The organism is Sutcliffiella horikoshii (assembly GCF_021991925.1).
Lineage (GTDB): Bacteria > Bacillota > Bacilli > Bacillales > Bacillaceae_I > Sutcliffiella_A > Sutcliffiella_A horikoshii_F.
The window spans coordinates 37,548-56,184 of the sequence record NZ_RXZI01000011.1 but is presented as its reverse complement, the minus strand read 5'-3'; the positions used below and the strand labels follow the sequence as shown (position 1 = coordinate 56,184).

At 44.4% G+C, this 18,637-nt stretch carries 14 protein-coding genes; 13 read left to right on the top strand and 1 reads right to left on the bottom strand.

From position 1 onward, the window contains the following. Positions 1-9: 9 nt before the first annotated feature. Positions 10-708, bottom strand: coding sequence for a LytR/AlgR family response regulator transcription factor (locus tag EKQ44_RS19730; protein WP_237665267.1), 699 nt, complete (start codon positions 706-708; stop codon positions 10-12). A 188-nt stretch (positions 709-896) separates the two neighbouring features. Between EKQ44_RS19730 and EKQ44_RS19725 the strand changes: the two genes are divergently transcribed. The 13 genes from EKQ44_RS19725 (at position 897) to EKQ44_RS19665 (ending at position 18,523) form a co-directional block, all read left to right on the top strand. Continuing rightward, positions 897-1,649 (top strand): ABC transporter ATP-binding protein, encoded by a 753-nt coding sequence (locus tag EKQ44_RS19725; RefSeq protein WP_237665266.1) that lies wholly within the window; start codon positions 897-899, stop codon positions 1,647-1,649. After that, the gene (locus tag EKQ44_RS19720; RefSeq protein WP_237665265.1) at positions 1,639-2,796 is read left to right on the top strand and encodes an ABC transporter permease; all 1,158 of its coding nucleotides are present in this window, start codon (positions 1,639-1,641) and stop codon (positions 2,794-2,796) included. Before EKQ44_RS19725 ends, EKQ44_RS19720 begins: the two co-directional genes overlap by 11 nt. 232 nt (positions 2,797-3,028) lie before the next feature. After that, positions 3,029-4,447, top strand: a complete 1,419-nt coding sequence (locus EKQ44_RS19715; protein ID WP_237665264.1) for a PTS mannitol transporter subunit IICB — start codon at positions 3,029-3,031, stop codon at positions 4,445-4,447. Between the two features lie 210 nt (positions 4,448-4,657). Beyond that, positions 4,658-6,790: a BglG family transcription antiterminator gene (locus tag EKQ44_RS19710; RefSeq protein ID WP_237665263.1), complete on the top strand. Its 2,133-nt coding sequence runs from the start codon at positions 4,658-4,660 to the stop codon at positions 6,788-6,790. Positions 6,791-6,793: 3 nt separating this feature from the next. After that, entirely contained in the window at positions 6,794-7,231 is a 438-nt protein-coding gene (locus tag EKQ44_RS19705) for a PTS sugar transporter subunit IIA (RefSeq protein ID WP_237665262.1), read from the top strand. A 1-nt stretch (position 7,232) separates the two neighbouring features. After that, positions 7,233-8,375: a mannitol-1-phosphate 5-dehydrogenase gene (locus EKQ44_RS19700; RefSeq protein WP_237665261.1), complete on the top strand. Its 1,143-nt coding sequence runs from the start codon at positions 7,233-7,235 to the stop codon at positions 8,373-8,375. Positions 8,376-8,811: 436 nt separating this feature from the next. Then, complete coding sequence (locus EKQ44_RS19695) at positions 8,812-9,891, top strand: PLL family lectin (RefSeq protein WP_237665260.1); 1,080 nt, start codon at positions 8,812-8,814, stop codon at positions 9,889-9,891. 106 nt (positions 9,892-9,997) lie between these two features. After that, a complete protein-coding gene (locus EKQ44_RS19690; protein WP_237665259.1) occupies positions 9,998-10,675 on the top strand; it encodes a GntR family transcriptional regulator in 678 nt (225 codons plus the stop codon). A 22-nt stretch (positions 10,676-10,697) separates the two neighbouring features. Further along, the gene (locus EKQ44_RS19685) at positions 10,698-11,309 is read left to right on the top strand and encodes a sterol desaturase family protein (RefSeq protein WP_237665258.1); all 612 of its coding nucleotides are present in this window, start codon (positions 10,698-10,700) and stop codon (positions 11,307-11,309) included. 319 nt (positions 11,310-11,628) lie between these two features. Beyond that, complete coding sequence (locus EKQ44_RS19680; protein ID WP_237665257.1) at positions 11,629-13,134, top strand: glycine betaine uptake BCCT transporter; 1,506 nt, start codon at positions 11,629-11,631, stop codon at positions 13,132-13,134. A 423-nt stretch (positions 13,135-13,557) separates the two neighbouring features. Beyond that, positions 13,558-16,434, top strand: a complete 2,877-nt coding sequence (locus EKQ44_RS19675) for a 2-oxoglutarate dehydrogenase E1 component (RefSeq protein ID WP_237665256.1) — start codon at positions 13,558-13,560, stop codon at positions 16,432-16,434. After that, the gene (odhB, locus tag EKQ44_RS19670; protein ID WP_237665255.1) at positions 16,431-17,714 is read left to right on the top strand and encodes a 2-oxoglutarate dehydrogenase complex dihydrolipoyllysine-residue succinyltransferase; all 1,284 of its coding nucleotides are present in this window, start codon (positions 16,431-16,433) and stop codon (positions 17,712-17,714) included. Before EKQ44_RS19675 ends, odhB begins: the two co-directional genes overlap by 4 nt. A gap of 173 nt (positions 17,715-17,887) precedes the next feature. Further along, positions 17,888-18,523, top strand: a complete 636-nt coding sequence (locus tag EKQ44_RS19665) for a hypothetical protein (RefSeq protein WP_237665254.1) — start codon at positions 17,888-17,890, stop codon at positions 18,521-18,523. The last annotated feature ends 114 nt before the right edge of the window (positions 18,524-18,637 follow it).

The following is an 18,637-nucleotide window of genomic DNA, read 5'->3' as shown; positions in this document are numbered from 1 at the left end:
TCAATCCTTTTAAAAGTAGTTCTCTTGCAGAAAGTCCACCTTGTCCTTTGTGATCATCGCCTGTTCTTCCATGCCTTCAAACGTGACGATATAAGAGTTCTTCGCATAGAGGGAGAAGTTTTTCACATGGTGTATGTTGATGATGAAGGAGCGGTGGGAACGAAGGAAGTCTCGCTCGCGCAGTTCCCCTTCCAGCTCGTTCAGTGTTTGATAGGTTTTAATCGGGCCGCTTTTTGTATAGATGGTGGTGGAGCGACCGGATCGTTCAATAAAAACGATATCCTTCTTCTGGACAATATGGATGTCGTTCTTTTGCTTAAGGTAAAGACGGCCGGCAATTTCGGCAGATTTGTTCTTCTCAAGCAATCTTTCAATGCTTTTCACAAGCCTGTCCTTTGGATATGGCTTCATGATGTAGTCGTGCACATTCAGCTCAAAGGCATGGACGGCATAGCCGCTTGTTCCGGTTACGAAGATGACGGCGATATCCAATGCATGCGAGTGGATGATGTCAGCGAGCTCGTAACCAGAGAGGTTCGGCATTTCAATGTCTGCAATAAGCAGGTCGACCTCTTCCTTTTTTATATGTTCATAAGCTTCCTCGGCAGATTGGGTGGAGAAGACAATCTCCACATTCGGTAGGCCTGCCACGATGCCATTTAATTTATCCAAATCTATGTATCTGTCATCTACAAGACCAACCCTCATTGTTTTCGCCTCACCTTGTTGATTAATGAATCCCATTTCAAGGGTATTTGCCTTTATTTTACCATTAAAAAGGATGGAATAGTCATTTTCGCGACATCAAACGGAATATTCGCGACATAACTACAGATTCACTTGAAAAATGTTTGTATGATAAATTCAAGAAATCAAACAGACGAGGTGAAAGAAACATGATTGAAATCAATCAAGTGACAAAGAAGTTCCAGGATAAAAAGGTATTTGTAACAGCACTTAAGCATGTGACATTTACGGTAAATAAGGGGCAGGTGGTTGGCCTGCTTGGGGAAAACGGAGCAGGAAAGACGACGCTGTTACGCTCGATTGCCACGCTTTTAACCCCAACAGATGGTGCTATACAAGTTGCGGGGTTCGATACGGTGAAGAACCCAGATGCCATCAAAAGAAAAATCGGGGTGCTCTTCGGCGGAGAAACCGGTTTGTATGATCGCCTGACTGCTCGCGAGAACTTAGAATATTTTGCTGCCCTCTACGGCTTGAGCAAGCATGAGACAAAGGTGAGAATTGAAGAGTTAGCAAAAATGTTTGGTATGAGAGATTACTTGAATCGTAAGGTCGGAGGATTTTCCAAAGGGATGCGTCAAAAAGTGGCGATCGCCCGCACGCTGATTCACAACCCGGACATCATCCTATTCGATGAGCCGACAACTGGTTTGGACATTACTTCATCGAACGTTTTCCGCCAATTGGTCCATCAGCTGAAGCGGGATGGGAAAACGATCATCTTCTCCAGTCACATTATGGAAGAAGTCAGCATGCTGTGTGATTCCGTCGCGATGATGCATAAAGGGGAGCTTGTCCATCATGGTTCATTGGAAGAATTATATAAATCAGAAGGTTCTAGAGATCTTAATTACATTTTCATGAGCAAACTTGTAAGGGGGAATGAGCACTATGCTTCGTAAAATTTATTTTAAAGAGATGAAGGATTCGTTCCGTGACAAACGGACCCTGCTTTTAACGGTGTTATTGCCAATCGTGATGATGACAGGGCTTGTATTGTTCTATGAAAGTATGCTGTCCGATGGGGAAGGGGAGACTTTCACCCTAGCAGTAAATGAATCATTTGGGACACAGGAAGAGGTGTTGTTTGCAGGAGTGGAAAATATTGAGTTTGTGAAAGTCGCAGATCCGGAAGCTGTGTTGGAAGAAGGAGAAGCGCAGGCTGCATTGATCATGGAAAGTGGATTTTTGGGGAAAGTGGAAAACGGGGAAGCAGCAAGTGTGACCCTTGTAGGAAACTCTTTTAGTCAAAATTCTTCCATACTGATGGGGCAGGTGACAAATGCCCTGGGTGCCTATGAAAAAATGGTCATTGCCGATCGTTTGGAAGCCCAAGGAACGCCTCAGGAACTGGTTCAGCCATTTGTGATTGAGCAAAAGGAACTGACAGAAGAAACAGCCGGAATTAACATGGTAGCGATGCTCGTTCCGTTGATCCTGGCATTGGCGATCGGAATTGGAGCTGGACCAGCTGCGTCTGATTTATTTGCAGGGGAAAAAGAGAAGAAAACGATGGAAGCGTTGCTGATGACACCAGTCAACCGCATGACTTTGTTGTTTGCCAAGTGGCTGACCATTTCCACTATTGGCGCTCTGACTGGAATTGTCACGTTGATTGTGGTGGCATTGGAGATTAACTTTTTGACAGAGAATATGAAAAATGCCATCTCATTCGGTGAGAACGTCTACCTGGTTGTTGGATTTGCCATCCTTGTCTCTGTTGTGTATGCCATGTTCATTGCGACATTGCAAATGATCACAAGCATCATGGGCAAGACCGTCAAGGAATCACAAAGCTATAGTACACCAATCATGATGGTTGCCGTATTCCCGATCATGATTATCTCTGGTATTGGTATCAACGAGTTATCATTCGAACACTTTGCCATTCCGATCATGAACATCTTCACCGTACTAAAAGAACTAAGCTTCGGGATCATCAACTACCAACACCTCGCCATCATGATCGGAAGCAACCTGCTCTGCATCATTATCGCCTTTATCATCGCGAGAATTATGTTTTTGAAGGATAAATGGGTGATGAATTGAATTTAATTTAAGGGGTCTGACCCGCTGTGCGTTAATGTGTTAATGAGGTAAAAGGGGTCTGACCCGCTCTACGTTAATGCGTTAAAGAGGGGTCAGACCCCTCTTTATTTTTGCTTATTTTAATTATGTCAACAATACATGTGCCAAATGGGTCTTTAGTAACAATGGATTGTTGGGTGAAACCGCTTTATCATAAGGGTAAGCAAGAATTATATGATAAGGGGGCAGAAAAATGAGCTCTGAGACAAAATCATCTTCTAATTTCAAAGTGAAAATACAGCGTTTTGGTAGTCATCTTAGTGGAATGATCATGCCAAACATTGGGGCATTCATCGCATGGGGACTTATCACGGCATTATTTATACCTACTGGCTGGTGGCCAAATGAGGAACTAGCGACACTTGTCGGTCCAATGATTACATTTCTATTGCCAATCTTGATTGGATTTACTGGGGGGCGCCTTGTTTATGACCTCCGAGGTGGGGTTGTCGGGGCAACAGCAACCATGGGGGTTATCGTGGGAGCGGATATTCCGATGTTCCTTGGTGCGATGGTAATGGGTCCACTTGGTGGATATGCCATCAAGAAATTTGACCAAGCGATTGATGGAAAAGTAAGACAAGGCTTTGAAATGCTTGTGAACAACTTTTCTGCTGGGATTATTGCCGGTATCCTTACGATCATTGGATTTAAAGGGATCGGTCCAATTGTTTTAACATTGAACAAGACACTTGCTGCAGGCGTAGAAACGCTAGTACAGGCGAACCTGCTTCCGCTTGCAAGTATCATCATCGAGCCTGCAAAAGTATTATTCTTAAATAATGCGATCAACCATGGAATCTTAGGTCCGATTGGAATTGAGCAGGCGGCACGTGAAGGAATGTCTATCTTGTTCCTTCTGGAAGCTAACCCTGGACCGGGTCTTGGGATCTTGTTGGCATTTGTCATTTTTGGAAAAGGAATGGCCAAACAATCCGCTTCCGGTGCAACAATCATCCACTTCTTTGGTGGAATTCATGAAATCTACTTCCCGTATATCCTGATGAAGCCTGCCCTTATCTTGGCAGCAATCGGTGGGGGAGCAGCTGGGGTGTTCACGCTTCTATTGTTTAACGGAGGGCTTGTTGCCGCACCATCACCTGGTAGTATTTTTGCAATCGCTGCAATGGCGCCAAGAGGTGGGTTCCTTGCAGTCATGGCTGGTGTCCTTGTAGCAACGGTGGTTTCCTTCTTGATTGCTTCTGTCATCTTAAAAGGTTCTAAATCGACAGACGATGATTTGGCAAAAGCAACAGAAAAGACGTCTGCACTAAAAGGGAAAGAAAGCAGAGCGAGTGCTCTTGTAGCTAAAGAAGAGGAAGCACCTGTGGAAGAAAAAGAAGTAAACAAAATCATCTTTGCATGTGATGCAGGAATGGGTTCAAGTGCCATGGGTGCATCCATCATGAAAAACAAAGTAAAAAAAGCTGGATTGTCGATTGATGTGACGAACTCCTCTATCAGTAATATTCCAATGGATGCAGACATCGTCATCACGCACAAAGATTTAACAGATCGTGCAAAAGCAAAGCATCCGGAAGCAACTCATATATCTGTTGAGAACTTCCTAAACAGTCCTAAGTATGATGAGCTTATTGAAAAACTGAAATAATCATAAAGAAGAAGGAATAGAGCAATGACTCTTTCCTTCTTTTTGCATGCAAAGGAATGTTAGGAAGATGCCATTATTAACTTTTGTCAACAACGAACCTGACGAATCCTTATTTTCCTTTCATTGAATCAATAAAACAGGTGATTTATGATGAAACTATAAGCATAGTAATTAAATTTTGTCATCATCCAAGGTATTGGAGTGAGCGCTATGTATATTACCGCAAGAGAGCGGCAGATCCTGGAGATTCTATTGTCAACGGAGAAAGAATTGACAGTCAGTGATCTGGCGAACGAAATCCATGTTAGTACCCGAACCATCCACCGTGATTTAAAGGAAGTCGAGGGAACCTTGGCTCAGTATCAGCTGTCGTTAATAAAGAAATCAGGTGTAGGTGTCCAACTAATCGGGGAACAAGAAAATATAGAACATTTAAAGCTCTTTCTTTTCAATGTAGATCATAATCAATTCACCGCCGAAGAAAGGCAGACAATCATTTTATGTGCACTATTGGAATCGGTCGAACCGGTCAAGTTGATTGCACTCGCTAATGATTTGAATGTCACCATCGCGACGGTGAGCAATGATCTCAATAAAGTGGAGGAGCGGCTTGCCCAATTTCGCAATCTATCACTCATCCGAAAAAGAGGATATGGTGTCCAGATTGAAGGCGACGAGAATGCCAAACGTAAGGCGATGAGCAAGGTAATCACTGATAATGTGGATGAATATGAACTGCTGAGCCTTATAAGAGAGAGCATCCAAAAGAAAAGTAAGCAGTCATCGGATCCCATATCGGAAAGATTGCTCGGTCTAGTGGAGAAAAAGAATCTGCATATTGTAGAGCGGACAGTGGATGAAATGAACAAAGAGCTGCCATACTCCATTGCAGATAGCGCTTATATGGGGCTGGTTGTCCATTTGGCATTGGCGATGGAGCGAATCATGCGCGGGGAGAATATTACGATTGATCAAAGCTATCTTTCGGAACTGGAAGGCACTCCTGAATACATGATCGCCAAAAAAATCATTGAGAAGCTTGAAAAAGTGTATCAAACAGAGATTCCAGACGCCGAAATTGGCTACATCACCATGCACCTAAGAGGAGCAAAATTAAGGCAGGACAAGGAATACTTTGCAGAAGAAGCGGGAATGCAGGATGCGTTAAAAGCAAAGCACCTCATCCGTTATGTAGAAAAAAGGATTCACCAAAATCTATCAGATAATCCTTCTTTATTGCAGGGGCTAGTGGCCCATCTTGGTCCGGCGTTATTCCGCATCAAGCAAAACATGGGAATCACAAACCCGCTCTTAGATCGGATCAAAACGGAATATGCAGAATTATTTTCCATCATAAAAGAAGGTGTCGAGGTGACATTCCCAGACCTCTCGATTCCAGAAGAAGAAGTCGGTTTTCTGGTCATGCACTTTGGATCTGTCTTATTGAGCATTCACCAAGCAAGACCGCTACAGGCACTTGTGGTTTGTTCCACAGGCATTGGCACCTCAAAAATGTTGGCAACAAGGCTTCAAAAAGAAATTCCAGAAATCCAAGTATGTCAGAATGTATCTCTATTTGAGTTGAATCAGTTAGATCACGCAAACTATGATTTGGTCATCTCGACGATACGCTTGCCTGATTTCAATAGAGACTATTTTATCGTCAATCCGATCCTAACAGAAGAAGAAATAGACAAAATCAAACAGTATATTTATGAGCAGCATAAAAGCAAATTGATAGAGATTAAGGGAAATCTCGAACTGGAGGAAGCCTTTCATTATCCAGAGCTTCCAAAAGAAGCGGTGGCAGATAATCTGGAAAAGGTTTCACTCTATTCTCAAGCAGTCTCCACCATATTGAAGGGCTTTATTTTTAAAAAGGGAGAAAGTCACGAGTCCATTAGTGATGCGTTGCAGACGCTTTGCATGAAATTGCAACAAATGGAGCAACTCTCCGAAGCGGAACAGGTACTTCATGACCTATTGGAGAGAGAAAAGCTTGGAGGACTTGGGATTCCGGGTACCAAGCTGGCATTGTTCCACGCCAAAAGTGATGCTGTTTTACATCCATCCTTTTCGATCTTTAAACTAGCTCATCCATGTCCGACAACAGGAATGGATCAGCAGCCAATGGAAGTGGAGTCGGTCCTCCTTCTTCTCGCTCCCCTAGAGGCGGGAAAAGAGGTATTAGAAGTACTGAGCCATATTAGTGCATCCATCATTGAAGATGACAGAAGCATTGCACGGTTTGAGTCAGTGGACGGGGTTGCGATCGGAAATCATCTCGCTGCCACATTAAATCGCTATTTTAACGAAAAATTAACTGAACTAAGGAGTGTTTGAATCATGACTTTACCAATCTTAGCAAAAGAAAACATCTTATTGAACACGACTGTTGGAACAAAAGAGGAAGCAATCAAGAAGACGGGACAACTATTGGTAGACCGCGGGTATGTTGAAGCAGCCTATATTGAAAAAATGTTGGAACGGGAGGAATTGACATCCACTTACATGGGTAACTTTGTTGCAATCCCACACGGTACTGAGGATGCAAAAAAAGCAGTGAAAGAATCCGGGATCGCTATTTTACAAGTTCCAGAAGGAGTGGAATTTGGTGCAGGCAATGAAGTGAAATTATTGATCGGCATAGCAGGAAAAGGTGATGAGCACTTGGAAATTCTTTCGCAAATTGCGATTGTCTGCTCCGAGGAAGAAAATGTTCAACAGATTGTGAAGGCAACTTCTGCTGAAGAGATTCTAGAATTATTTGAAGGGGTCCAATAACATGAAGGCACTGCATTATGGTGCCGGCAATATCGGCAGGGGATTTATTGGAGCTTTGCTTTACGAGGCCGGCTATAAGACCACATTTGTGGATGTAAACAGTGAAATAGTGGATTTGATTAATGAAGAAAAAGAGTATCGAGTGGTACTGGCGGATAAAACGCAGCAGGAGTTGGTTGTACGTAATGTGTCGGCCATCAATAGTATGAAAGATAGTGGCGGGTTGGAAAAGGCGATTGCGGAGGCGGATATCATTACTACTGCGGTTGGTCCGTCCATCCTCCCAATCATTGCGAAGTCACTTGTAAGTGGATTGCGTACACGTCTTGAAACCAACAAGGAACCATTAAACATCATAGCTTGTGAAAATCTTATCGGCGGAAGTTCCTTGTTGAAACAGCATGTTTACGAAGGACTGGCACCAGAAGAAATCGTGGTATTCGATGAGCTGTTCGCGTTTCCAGATGCCGCTGTCGATAGAATTGTTCCCAATCAAACGAACGCTGATAAATTGATGGTCACTGTGGAACCGTATTATGAATGGGTGCTGGATGAGTCTGCACTTGTCGGGGAAACACCAGCGATTGAAGGAATCACGTTTGTCCGTGACTTGGCGCCGTATATTGAGCGTAAGTTGTTCACGGTGAACACAGGTCATGCCACAGTTGCCTATTTGGGATACCAAAACGGCTGCAAAACGATAGACGAAGCACTGACAAATGAGGAAGTCCGTAAGGTAGCGGAATCCGCTTTGAAAGAAACTGGAATGGTCCTTGTGGGGAAATACGGCTTCGATAAAAAGGAGCATGAGGCATATATCGGTAAGATCCTTTCCCGATTTGAAAACCCTTATATCACGGATGATGTCACAAGGGTAGGACGCGCTCCACTCAGAAAGCTCGGCGGGAATGACCGCTTAGTTGGACCGGCAAAACAATACCTTGAACTATTCGGTCATCCACCAGCCAATCTGATAAAGGCGATCGCGGCCGCCATCACTTACGATGTGCCAGAAGATGAAGAAGCCCAAACGATCCAACAGCTAATCCGAGAAAAAGGATTACAGCAAGCTATCACCGAAATAACTGGACTTGAGGCGGATAATCCTATTACGGAGGAGATCGTGAAGGAAGTAGGGGTCTGATCGGCTGTGCATTAATGTGTTAATGAGATAAAAAGGGTCTGACCCGCTGTGCGTTAATGTGTTAAAGTGAGCTCTCTTTTAGAAGAGGGCTCTTCATTTTTAGGGATGGGGGGCGTCCTTTGCTTGCTTTTCGTTCTGGGGGGCGTGTCGATGAGTGGCGCTATTTGTCGAATGGAAAGTATTTTACTCTTAATGGCTCGTAAATTTAGTTAACGGAAAATATTTTACTCTTAACGGCTCATAAATTTAATTAACGGAAAGTAAACGCTAGAGTTTGGACAGTAAACCCAGCTCGTACTCCTACCGGTATAGGTATGTATCTATCTATCTACCTACCTCTCCCTGTTTCGCCCAATTAATCTCATGGAACATGCACCTCCCCGCCCATCTTCTGCATAGGCTATTAGGCAGAAGTCTAGTTAGGGGAGGTTTTTTTATGTATTCAAACCAGAATTATTGGCAGAATCCATATGCTTATCGTCAAACACCAACTGATGAGCGGCTGATTTTTGTCTATCCGAGACCGAGACCACGGCCATATTATCCTTATTATTATCCATATTACCAAGCTCCCGCGCCGTATTTCTATCCATACTATTATCCTCGACCACGTCCATATCCTTATTATCGCACCGATGAAAATGAAATGAGGGCCAGCTGGCGGGAGTGGGAGGATCTTGGGTCGCCTTTACTTGGTATGAAGGGTGCCCCGGCAGTTGCATCCTGGTCCCCGAACCGTCTCGATACGTTTGTGCGCGGGGAAGACAACCGGATGTGGCAGAAGTTTTGGAATGGCAGAAGGTGGAGCCGTTGGAATGATCTTGGGTCGCCGCGGGGCGGTTTGAGAAGTTCACCGTCGGCGGTATCATGGGGACCGAACCGGATTGATACATTTGCCCGAGGTGCCAATGATGGTATGTGGCATAAGTGGTGGGATGGCCAACGCTGGAGTCAGTGGGAAGATCTTGGGTCCCCGCGGGGCGGTTTCAAAGGTACGCCATCCGTTTCTTCCTGGTCTGCCAACCGTTTAGACTGCTTTGTACAAGGCATGGACAATAATATGTGGCATAAGTGGTGGGACGGGGCAAGTTGGAGTCAATGGGAGAATCTTGGATCTCCACGCGGTGGACTCACAGGATCACCTGGTGCGGTATCGTGGGGACCAAATAGAATTGACTGCTTTGTGCGCGGCATGAACGAGCGCATGTGGCATAAATGGTGGGACGGAAGAAGCTGGAGTCGCTGGGAGGACCTTGGCACCCCAAGAGGTGGATTTGAAGGTGCACCAGCTGCAGCCTCGTGGGCACCAAACCGGATTGATGTCTTTGTAAAAGGGGACGACAACCGCTTGTGGCAAAAATATTGGAATGGTCAACGCTGGAGCCAATGGGGCAACCTTGGTGCACCGAGAGGCGGCGTGCAATCCCATCCAGCTGCCGTTTCATGGGGACCAAACCGCGTGGATACATTTGTAAGAGGAAACAATAAGAAAATGTGGCATAAGTGGTACGAATAAGTCAGAATATTATTGAAAATAGCATCCAATAAGTATAAACTGGTAATACCAAACATAAATATGGTATTACCAGTTTTGATTTTTGCAGAAAAGGAGGCACCTGCCTATGCGAGCAACAGATAATGTCGAAAAACAATTTATCCGAAAAGTCCTTCAAGGTGATTACCCGCCAGGATCCCAAATTCCGTCAGAACGAGAATTGGCCGCAGAATTTGAAGTGGGACGCCCTGTAATCCGTGAAGTCTTGCAACGGCTGGAGCGGGATGGGTGGCTGACGATCCGGCACAACCAGCGGGCAATGGTGAATGACTATTGGAAGGATGGGAACCTCATGACGATCGTCCATATTCTGAACGAAGAAGACGCGATCACAAATGACTTTATCATCCACCTTCTGGAACTTCGGAAGGACCTCTCTCCATCCTATGTAAAAGGGGCGGTATCACATAAACCGTTAGAAGTCATCTCTCTTTTAAAAGAAAGCGAGAATGTACCAGATGACCCCCAAGCCTTTGCGGAATATGATTGGTACCTCCAAAGAGGTCTGGCTGCTGCGACCACGAACCCAATCTATCTACTGATATTAAACAGTTTCCAGCACCTTTATATTAAAATGGCAGCCTATTACTTTAGAGAATCTGTTTACCGGGATGCCTCGAGGAACTATTATGGGAAACTCATGGAAGCGGCTCTGGAAAAAGACGGTGAAAAAGCCGAACAGGTTGTACAAGGGATGATGGAGCAGAGCATACAGATGTGGAAGGAACAAACAGCTGTAAAATAAGCTGAATAAGGGGGGAAGGTAGATGAAGGGGTATTACAGGGAATTCTTTTTATTTCCAGACATCAGTGTATTGGTCATGTTGATATTGGGGAGTATTAGTGTGCTGTTATGGAATGGGATTACGTGGGGAGTGCTTGGAATATTCGCTTTGGGTATGCTAGTTTTCATGTTTAGTGAATACCTCACCCATCGCTTTGTCTTTCATCTGAAGCCGCCGAAAAATCCTTTTCTATTAAAGATGCTAAAAAGATTGCATTATGATCATCACACGCATCCGAATGATTTGCATTTATTGTTTTTACCATTGTGGTACAGTCTGCCAAATTTATCGTTGCTGGCCATTATCTTCTATATGATTGTGGGTAGCTGGTGGCTTACGCTAGCTTTTGCGAGTGGATTGATGACGATGCTTTTTCTCTATGAGTGGAAGCACTATATTGCACATCGTCCAATCAAGCCCCGAACGAAATTTGGCAAATGGGTCAAGAAAACACACATCCTCCATCATTTTAAGAATGAAAACTTCTGGTATGGGGTGTCCACGCCTTTTGTCGATGTGCTGTTTGGGACGTTGAAAAATGAGAAGGAAGTGGAAACGAGCAAGACAGCGAAGGATTTGGAGAATAGAGTGTGATTGGGGACCCGGGAGGCCAGCAGGCTTTTCGGTTTTTTCTATAAATCACGTACTTACTGGTACAAACTTTCAAAAAAACAGTCTTGCAATCTCGCAAAGATAGACTTCTTCAGACAAGTAAAACGAGGAAACCGGAGGATTTCCAACCTTTCAAAAGGAATCCTCCCCCTGTCTAAGATGGATGCGTCATATAGCACCATATCACCCAATATTCTGAATTATCATCCCTCTGCGCTTTTTCTAATTTACAAGTATTGTGGTTTAATTAATAGGCATTGTTGGGAATGTATAAAAAAATTAGAAGAGGATGTTGATGCTTATGGACAGGTCGGTTTTTAAAATTTCTGTGGGAATTGCCATTATTTTTGTTTTAGTTGGAGTATTGATACCTGATCGATTGGGAAGCGCGATGGAAGTTGCGCAAGGTTTTGTTTTAGAATCATTTGGTTGGTTCTATCAATTGGTTGCCACGTTTTTCCTCTTATTTGCCACTTTTATGATCTTCAGTAAATACGGAAAAATCAAACTTGGAAAGAAAGATGATAAGCCCGAATATAGTCGCCCAACTTGGTTTGCGATGCTGTTTTCTGCCGGTATGGGTATCGGGTTGCTTTTTTATGGAGTGTCGGAACCGATTTCTCATTTCTCCACACCGCCACTTGGTGAAGGGAGCACGGAGCAGTCCGCCATTTTGGGGTTAAGATATACTTGGTTGCATTGGGGGCTTCATGCTTGGGCCATTTATGCAATCGTCGCGATGGCGCTTGCTTATCAAAAGTTTAAGCATAATGCACCGGGACTGATGAGTGCTACTCTGCGTCCTGTACTTGGTGAAAAGGTGAAAGGCCCTATCGGGAAAACGATTGATGTCGTTGCTGTGTTTGCGACGCTATTTGGGGTTGCTGCATCCCTTGGATTGGGTGCACAGCAGATTAATGCCGGATTGGAATACTTGATCGGCATCCCCAATAATTTTACGATACAGTTCATCATCATGGCTGTCATCACTGTACTTTTCATCATTTCAGCAACTACAGGAATTTCAAAAGGAATCAAATATTTAAGTAATATCAATATGTCTATTGCGGTGGTCCTGTTTTTTGCGATGCTGATTTTAGGACCAACTCTTTTCTTATTAAATATGTTTACGACAACATTAGGCAGCTATGTGCAAAATGTGGCGTTGATGGGATTGCGGTTATCACCGTTTGATGAGACAGAGGCTGCGTGGACACAAGGATGGACGGTCTTCTATTGGGCATGGTGGATTTCGTGGACGCCATTTGTCGGGATGTTCATTGCACGTGTTTCCAAAGGGCGTACCATCAGGGAATTCACAATTGCTGTCTTACTAGTGCCGAGCCTTGTTTGTGCACTATGGTTCACTGTGTTTGGCGGTACAGGCATTTACCTGGAGTATGTGCAAGGATTGAATGTATCGGGACAAAGCCTTGAGACGGCACTATTCTATGTGTACCAACAGTTGCCGTTCGGTGCTTTGTTATCTGTCTTGACGGTCGGACTCATCACGACATTCTTTGTCACCTCTGCCGATTCTGCAACATTTGTGTTGGGCATGCAGACAACAGGTGGGAAATTGAATCCTCCGAATAAAATCAAAGTTGTATGGGGGATCATTCTGGTGGCGGCTACATTGGTGTTGATGGTATCAGGTGGTCTTGCTGGACTGCAGACGGCTATCATTGTCAGTGCCCTGCCTTTGACCTTTATTGTCTTAATCATGTGTTATGGACTCATGAAAGACTTGGATAAAGAGTGGAAAGTGGAAAAAAATAAAGATAAATCGATAAAAAAAGCAAGTTGATGAATGGGTCTGCCTAAGAATTTCGGGCAGGCCTTTTGTTTGAAATAGTAGATTAGTAATGCCCCCAACACCCACATTCCCTAACGCATTAAAGGAATCTGAATCACCTACAATAACATTTTCAATCTCACTTGAACCCCAAATGGTAGAGCACTCTTTTTATAATATTCTGAAAACACTAGTGTTTTCGGACGCAATTGAAAATTTGTCCAAAATATGAAAACGTTTTTATGGTAAATAGAAAGTTTTTTCTGTATAATTTAGGTGTGAAAGTAATAGGTAAGGGTATAGGAATTGTAAATGTTACTGCAACGGTGATTTACAGCGAGTAGACAATACGATCATTTTACCTGAACCTTTATATATTAACGAATCTAGAGGCATTTTTAAAAACGTCACAGCCTAAGATGGGGGCATGTAGGAATGAGTAAGGTCGAAGTTGAACAAATTTGGGAGCGCTTTTATGGCCCGAATATGGGTTATGTGTATGACATGTATGAAAAGTATCAACAAGATCCGGAATCAGTAGACGGATCTATTCGTGCGCTATTTGAGGAGTTGGGTTCACCGCCTGGAATGGATTCCATTTCCATTTCTGCAAAAGAATCGAAAAGTGATGCAAACATTCAACAAGCGGTGCCACAGACGGCGATTAAAAAGGTTATCTCCGCAAACAAACTTTTGCGAAATATCCGTGAGCTTGGACACCTTGCTGCGAACATCAATCCACTACACCAAGAACCGCAGGATGATGTTGGATTTTTGGATGTGGAAACGTATGGGTTAAGCAAGCAGGACCTGGTTCAGATTCCTGTGGACCTTGTGTGGGAAGCTGCACCTGAGGCGATTTCCAACGCTTGGGAAGCATACGAGCATCTTAAACGAATATATACTGGCACGATTGCGTATGAATTCGGCCATATCCATGATGAAGAAGAACAAACATGGCTGAACTCGTATATTGAGAATACTAGAATTGAGCGTCCGTTCAGTAAAGAACAGCGAGTGGAACTACTCGAAAGATTGATTTCTGTTGATGGCTTTGAGAAGTTTTTACATAAAACATTCGTGGGCCAGAAGCGATTTTCCATTGAAGGTTTGGACATGCTTGTACCGATGTTCGACAAGCTTATTCAGTCAGGCTGTGAAGATGGAACGAAGAATATCAGCATCGGGATGGCGCACCGTGGCCGTCTGAACGTACTTGCGCATGTGCTTGGCAAGCCGTACGAGCTTATTTTCTCAGAATTCCACCACTCTCCAAACAAGGAGCTTGTACCTTCTGAAGGTTCCCGCGGCATCAACTTTGGTTGGTCCGGGGATGTGAAATACCACATGGGTGCAGACCGTAAAGTTACGGGAGAGAAGGAACAGGTGGTACGCATCAACCTTGCACACAACCCGAGTCACTTGGAATTCGTGAATCCAGTGGTTCAAGGGGTGGCACGTGCTTCCCAGGAAGATCGCTCGGAAAAAGGCTATCCGAAACAAAATAAACAGTCCTCCTTCAGCGTACTTGTACACGGGGATGCCGCTTTCCCTGGTGAAGGTGTCGTAGCGGAAACGTTAAACCTGACGAAGCTGAAAGGCTATGCTACAGGTGGGACGATTCATATCATTGCGAATAACTTGCTTGGATTCACTACAAACTTCGGTGATTCCCGTTCCACGAAATATGCAAGTGACCTTGCAAAAGGTTATGAGATCCCGGTTATCCATGTGAATGCCGACGATCCGGAAAGCTGTTTGGCTGTTATGGTATTTGCTTATGAATACCGTAAGAAATTCAAGAAGGATATCGTGATTGATCTTATTGGTTACCGTCGTTTCGGTCACAACGAAATGGACGATGCCAATGTGACACAACCACTTTTATATGAAAAAATCAACAACCATCCGGTAATCGCCGAAAAGTACGGAAAAGAGCTTGTGAACAGAGGCATCCTTTCGGAAGAGGATGTTACGGGCAAGAAAACGGAATTCATGCAGAAGTTGCAAGGGATTTTCGATGAGCTGCGCAAAGAGGACGAAGGCAATGTGAAAATCAAGCAGGTGCCAAAGCCGATCAGTGATCAGGTACCTGAGCTTGATACGGCAGTGCCGGAAGACGTGTTGAAGTCCATCAACAGCAACCTTGTGAAGTTCCCGGAAACATTCACCGTTTATCCGAAGCTTGGCCGTATTCTGAAAAAGCGTGAAAGCCTGCTTGCAAAGGACAACAAAGTGGATTGGTCCCTTGGGGAAACACTTGCCTTTGCATCGATTTTAGCGGATGGCACGCCGATCCGTCTGACAGGTCAAGACAGTGAGCGCGGAACGTTCTCTCACCGTCATCTTGTGTTGCATGATAACAAAACGGGAGAGCGCTTCATTCCGTTGCACGAGCTGCCGGAAGCAAAAGCTTCTCTATCTTTATACAACAGTCCGCTTTCTGAGACAGCGGTACTTGGTTTTGACTATGGTTACAGTGTTCAATCTCCTGAATCCCTAGTGATTTGGGAAGCACAATTTGGCGATTTCGTAAACGTGGCGCAAGTGATCATTGACCAGTTCATCGCATCCGGAAGAGCGAAATGGGGCCAGAAATCAAGTCTTGTGATGCTTCTGCCACATGGTTATGAAGGACAAGGACCTGAGCACTCCAGTGGTCGAGTGGAGCGTTTCTTGAACTCTGCTGCGGAAAATAACTGGATTGTTGCGAACGTGACAAGTGCGGCGCAATACTTCCACCTTTTAAGAAGACAGGCAAAGCTGACGACAAAAGAGGATGCAAGACCGCTTATCGTCATGACACCAAAGAGCTTATTGCGTAACTCGATGACTGTTTCCGAAGTGTCGGAGTTGACGGAGGGCAAGTTCAAGCTTCTAGTCGAAGAAAAGCGTACAGGGCAAAATAAAGACCAAGTGAAACGTCTTGCTTTATGCACAGGTAAAGTGGCGATTGATCTTGCAGCTAAGATTGATGAAATGGGCAGTGACGAAGTGGAGTCGCTTCACATCGCACGTGTCGAGCAACTATACCCATTCCCTCAAAAGGAAGTGGAAGAGCTTACTGCACAATTCCCTAACCTAGAAGAAATCGTATGGGTTCAAGAAGAGCCGAAGAACATGGGAGCTTGGCCGGTTGTCAAAGCAAACCTTCATGAAATTGCAACCGACGGCATCTCAGTGGACTATATCGGGCGTCCGAAGCGCTCCAGTCCGGCAACAGGGGAGCCACATATTCATAAACAAGAACAAGCTTGGATCGTCGAAGATACAGTTAACGTAGACAAAGGGCATGGAGGGGAAAACAAATGATCGAAATTAAAGTGCCAGAACTAGCAGAATCAATTACAGAAGGTACGATAGCAGAATGGACAGTAAAAACAGGTGATGCCATTGAAAAGGGAGAAACAATCGCAGAGCTTGAAACAGATAAGGTGAACGTAGAAATAAAAAGCGACTTCAGCGGGGTAATCCAAGAGCTTTTGGCTGAGCCAGGTGACAATGTTGTCGTTGGACAAGTCATTGCAAAGCTTGGAGAAGAAGGCGCAAGCGCCGCTGCTGAAGCGGCACCAAAAGAAGAAGCACCTAAAGCGGAAGAGGCTCCTAAAGCTGAACCTGCTAAAGAGACAGCACCAGCTGAAACGCCAGCGGCAGAAGAGAAGAAAGCTGGGAAGTCTAGAACAGTGGCTTCCCCGGCAGCACGTAAAAAAGCAAGAGAGCTTGGCATCGACCTTGATGAAGTTTCCTTCCGTGATCCGATGGGCCGCGTTCGTGTGGAAGATGTGGAGGCACATAGCCAGGCGAAGAATGCACCAAAAGCTGAAGCACCATCAAAGCCGGCAGCTGCACCTTCTAAACCAGCTGCCGCAGCACCGGTTCAAGATGATGCACGCGTAGAGCGCATCAAAATGAGCAGAAGACGTCAAACGATCGCAAAGCGCCTAGTGGAAGCACAACACACAGCAGCGATGCTTACAACGTTTAACGAAGTGGACATGACGGCCGTGATGGACGTTCGTAACCGCCGCAAGGATGCCTTCTTCAAAAAGAATGGCGTAAAACTTGGTTTCATGTCCTTTTTCACCAAAGCGGTAATCGGTGCGCTTAAATCCTTCCCATTACTAAATGCGGAAATTCAAGGCGACGAGATCCTGTTGAAAAAATTCTATGACATCGGAGTTGCGGTATCAACAGAAGAAGGTCTTGTCGTACCAGTTGTACGTGACGCTGACAAACTAAGCTTTGCCGGTATTGAAAAAGAGATCGGTGACCTTGGCAAAAAGGCTCGTGACAACTCTTTAGGACTAAAAGACCTTCAAGGTGGAACGTTCACGATTACAAACGGTGGGATCTTCGGTTCTCTTTATTCCACTCCAATCCTGAACACACCACAGGTTGGTATCCTTGGAATGCACACCATCCAACGCCGTCCAGTTGTGGTGGATGATAACGATACAGTGGAAGTTAGACCGATGATGTACATCGCACTTTCTTACGACCACCGTATTGTAGATGGAAAAGATGCGGTACAGTTCTTGGTAAGAGTGAAGCAATTGTTAGAAGATCCGGAAGACTTGTTGTTGGAAGGTTGATTGATTTGGGAGGACTTATCATGATGATAGGTCCTCTTTTTAGGTATACCTTAAAATGGAAGGTCGTTTTTACGCAGAATATTGTCGGAATACTAGCAATTCTGCGAAAACATGCAGTATAATCATTTTTATACAGAAAAAGAGAATCTCAGTCATACAAGGGGGAACGCAAAATGAAAAAATACCTATCACTACTTTTTATAGGATTATTGGTTGTGGTAATGGCAGCATGCTCGGCAGATGACAAGGAAACTACGGAAGCGAATGAAGAAGGTTTTGCAGAAGAAAGGGAAGCGGGCGAAGAGGAGGAAAGCTTGATTCCACTTGGTGAAACAGCAGAAACGGAAGGTGGCAGTTTTACGTACCATGCAAGAAATAATCGTTTAAAGCCGATTGAAACAGATTCCTTTTCCATCAATGTGGACAAAGTATCTGTGATGAGCGGGAAGCTTTCTGGTGGATTCAAAGATTATTTAGGACAAGAGGAAATAGAGTATATCCAATTTGACATTGAAGTGGAAAACAAAACATCTGGTGCCTTGAATTTCGGGGCGTATCAAGCGAGCATTGTAACCAATACTGGTGAAGAAATCGATGCTCCAGACTCCCGCTTAACAACAAAAAGTGAAGATACCTCTGAACTTAATGAAAAATTCACTAGTGGGGAGAAGAAGCAAGGAGCTATCTTTTTCTTATTAGAGGAAACAAAGGCTGAAGATGTGGAATGGGTGCAGATCAATATGAAGGCACCTGTGGATGAGAACAACGAAAAGGTCGGAGAAGATATCAATATTAAGGTGAAGCTGTAATATTATATATCTAGGATAAGGGCAGGGATGGACTCTGTCCTTTTTTATAGGTTAGAAAGTATAGGACTCTGTAGATTTTCATTCAGCAGGCACTTCGATTATTTAACCCCATTC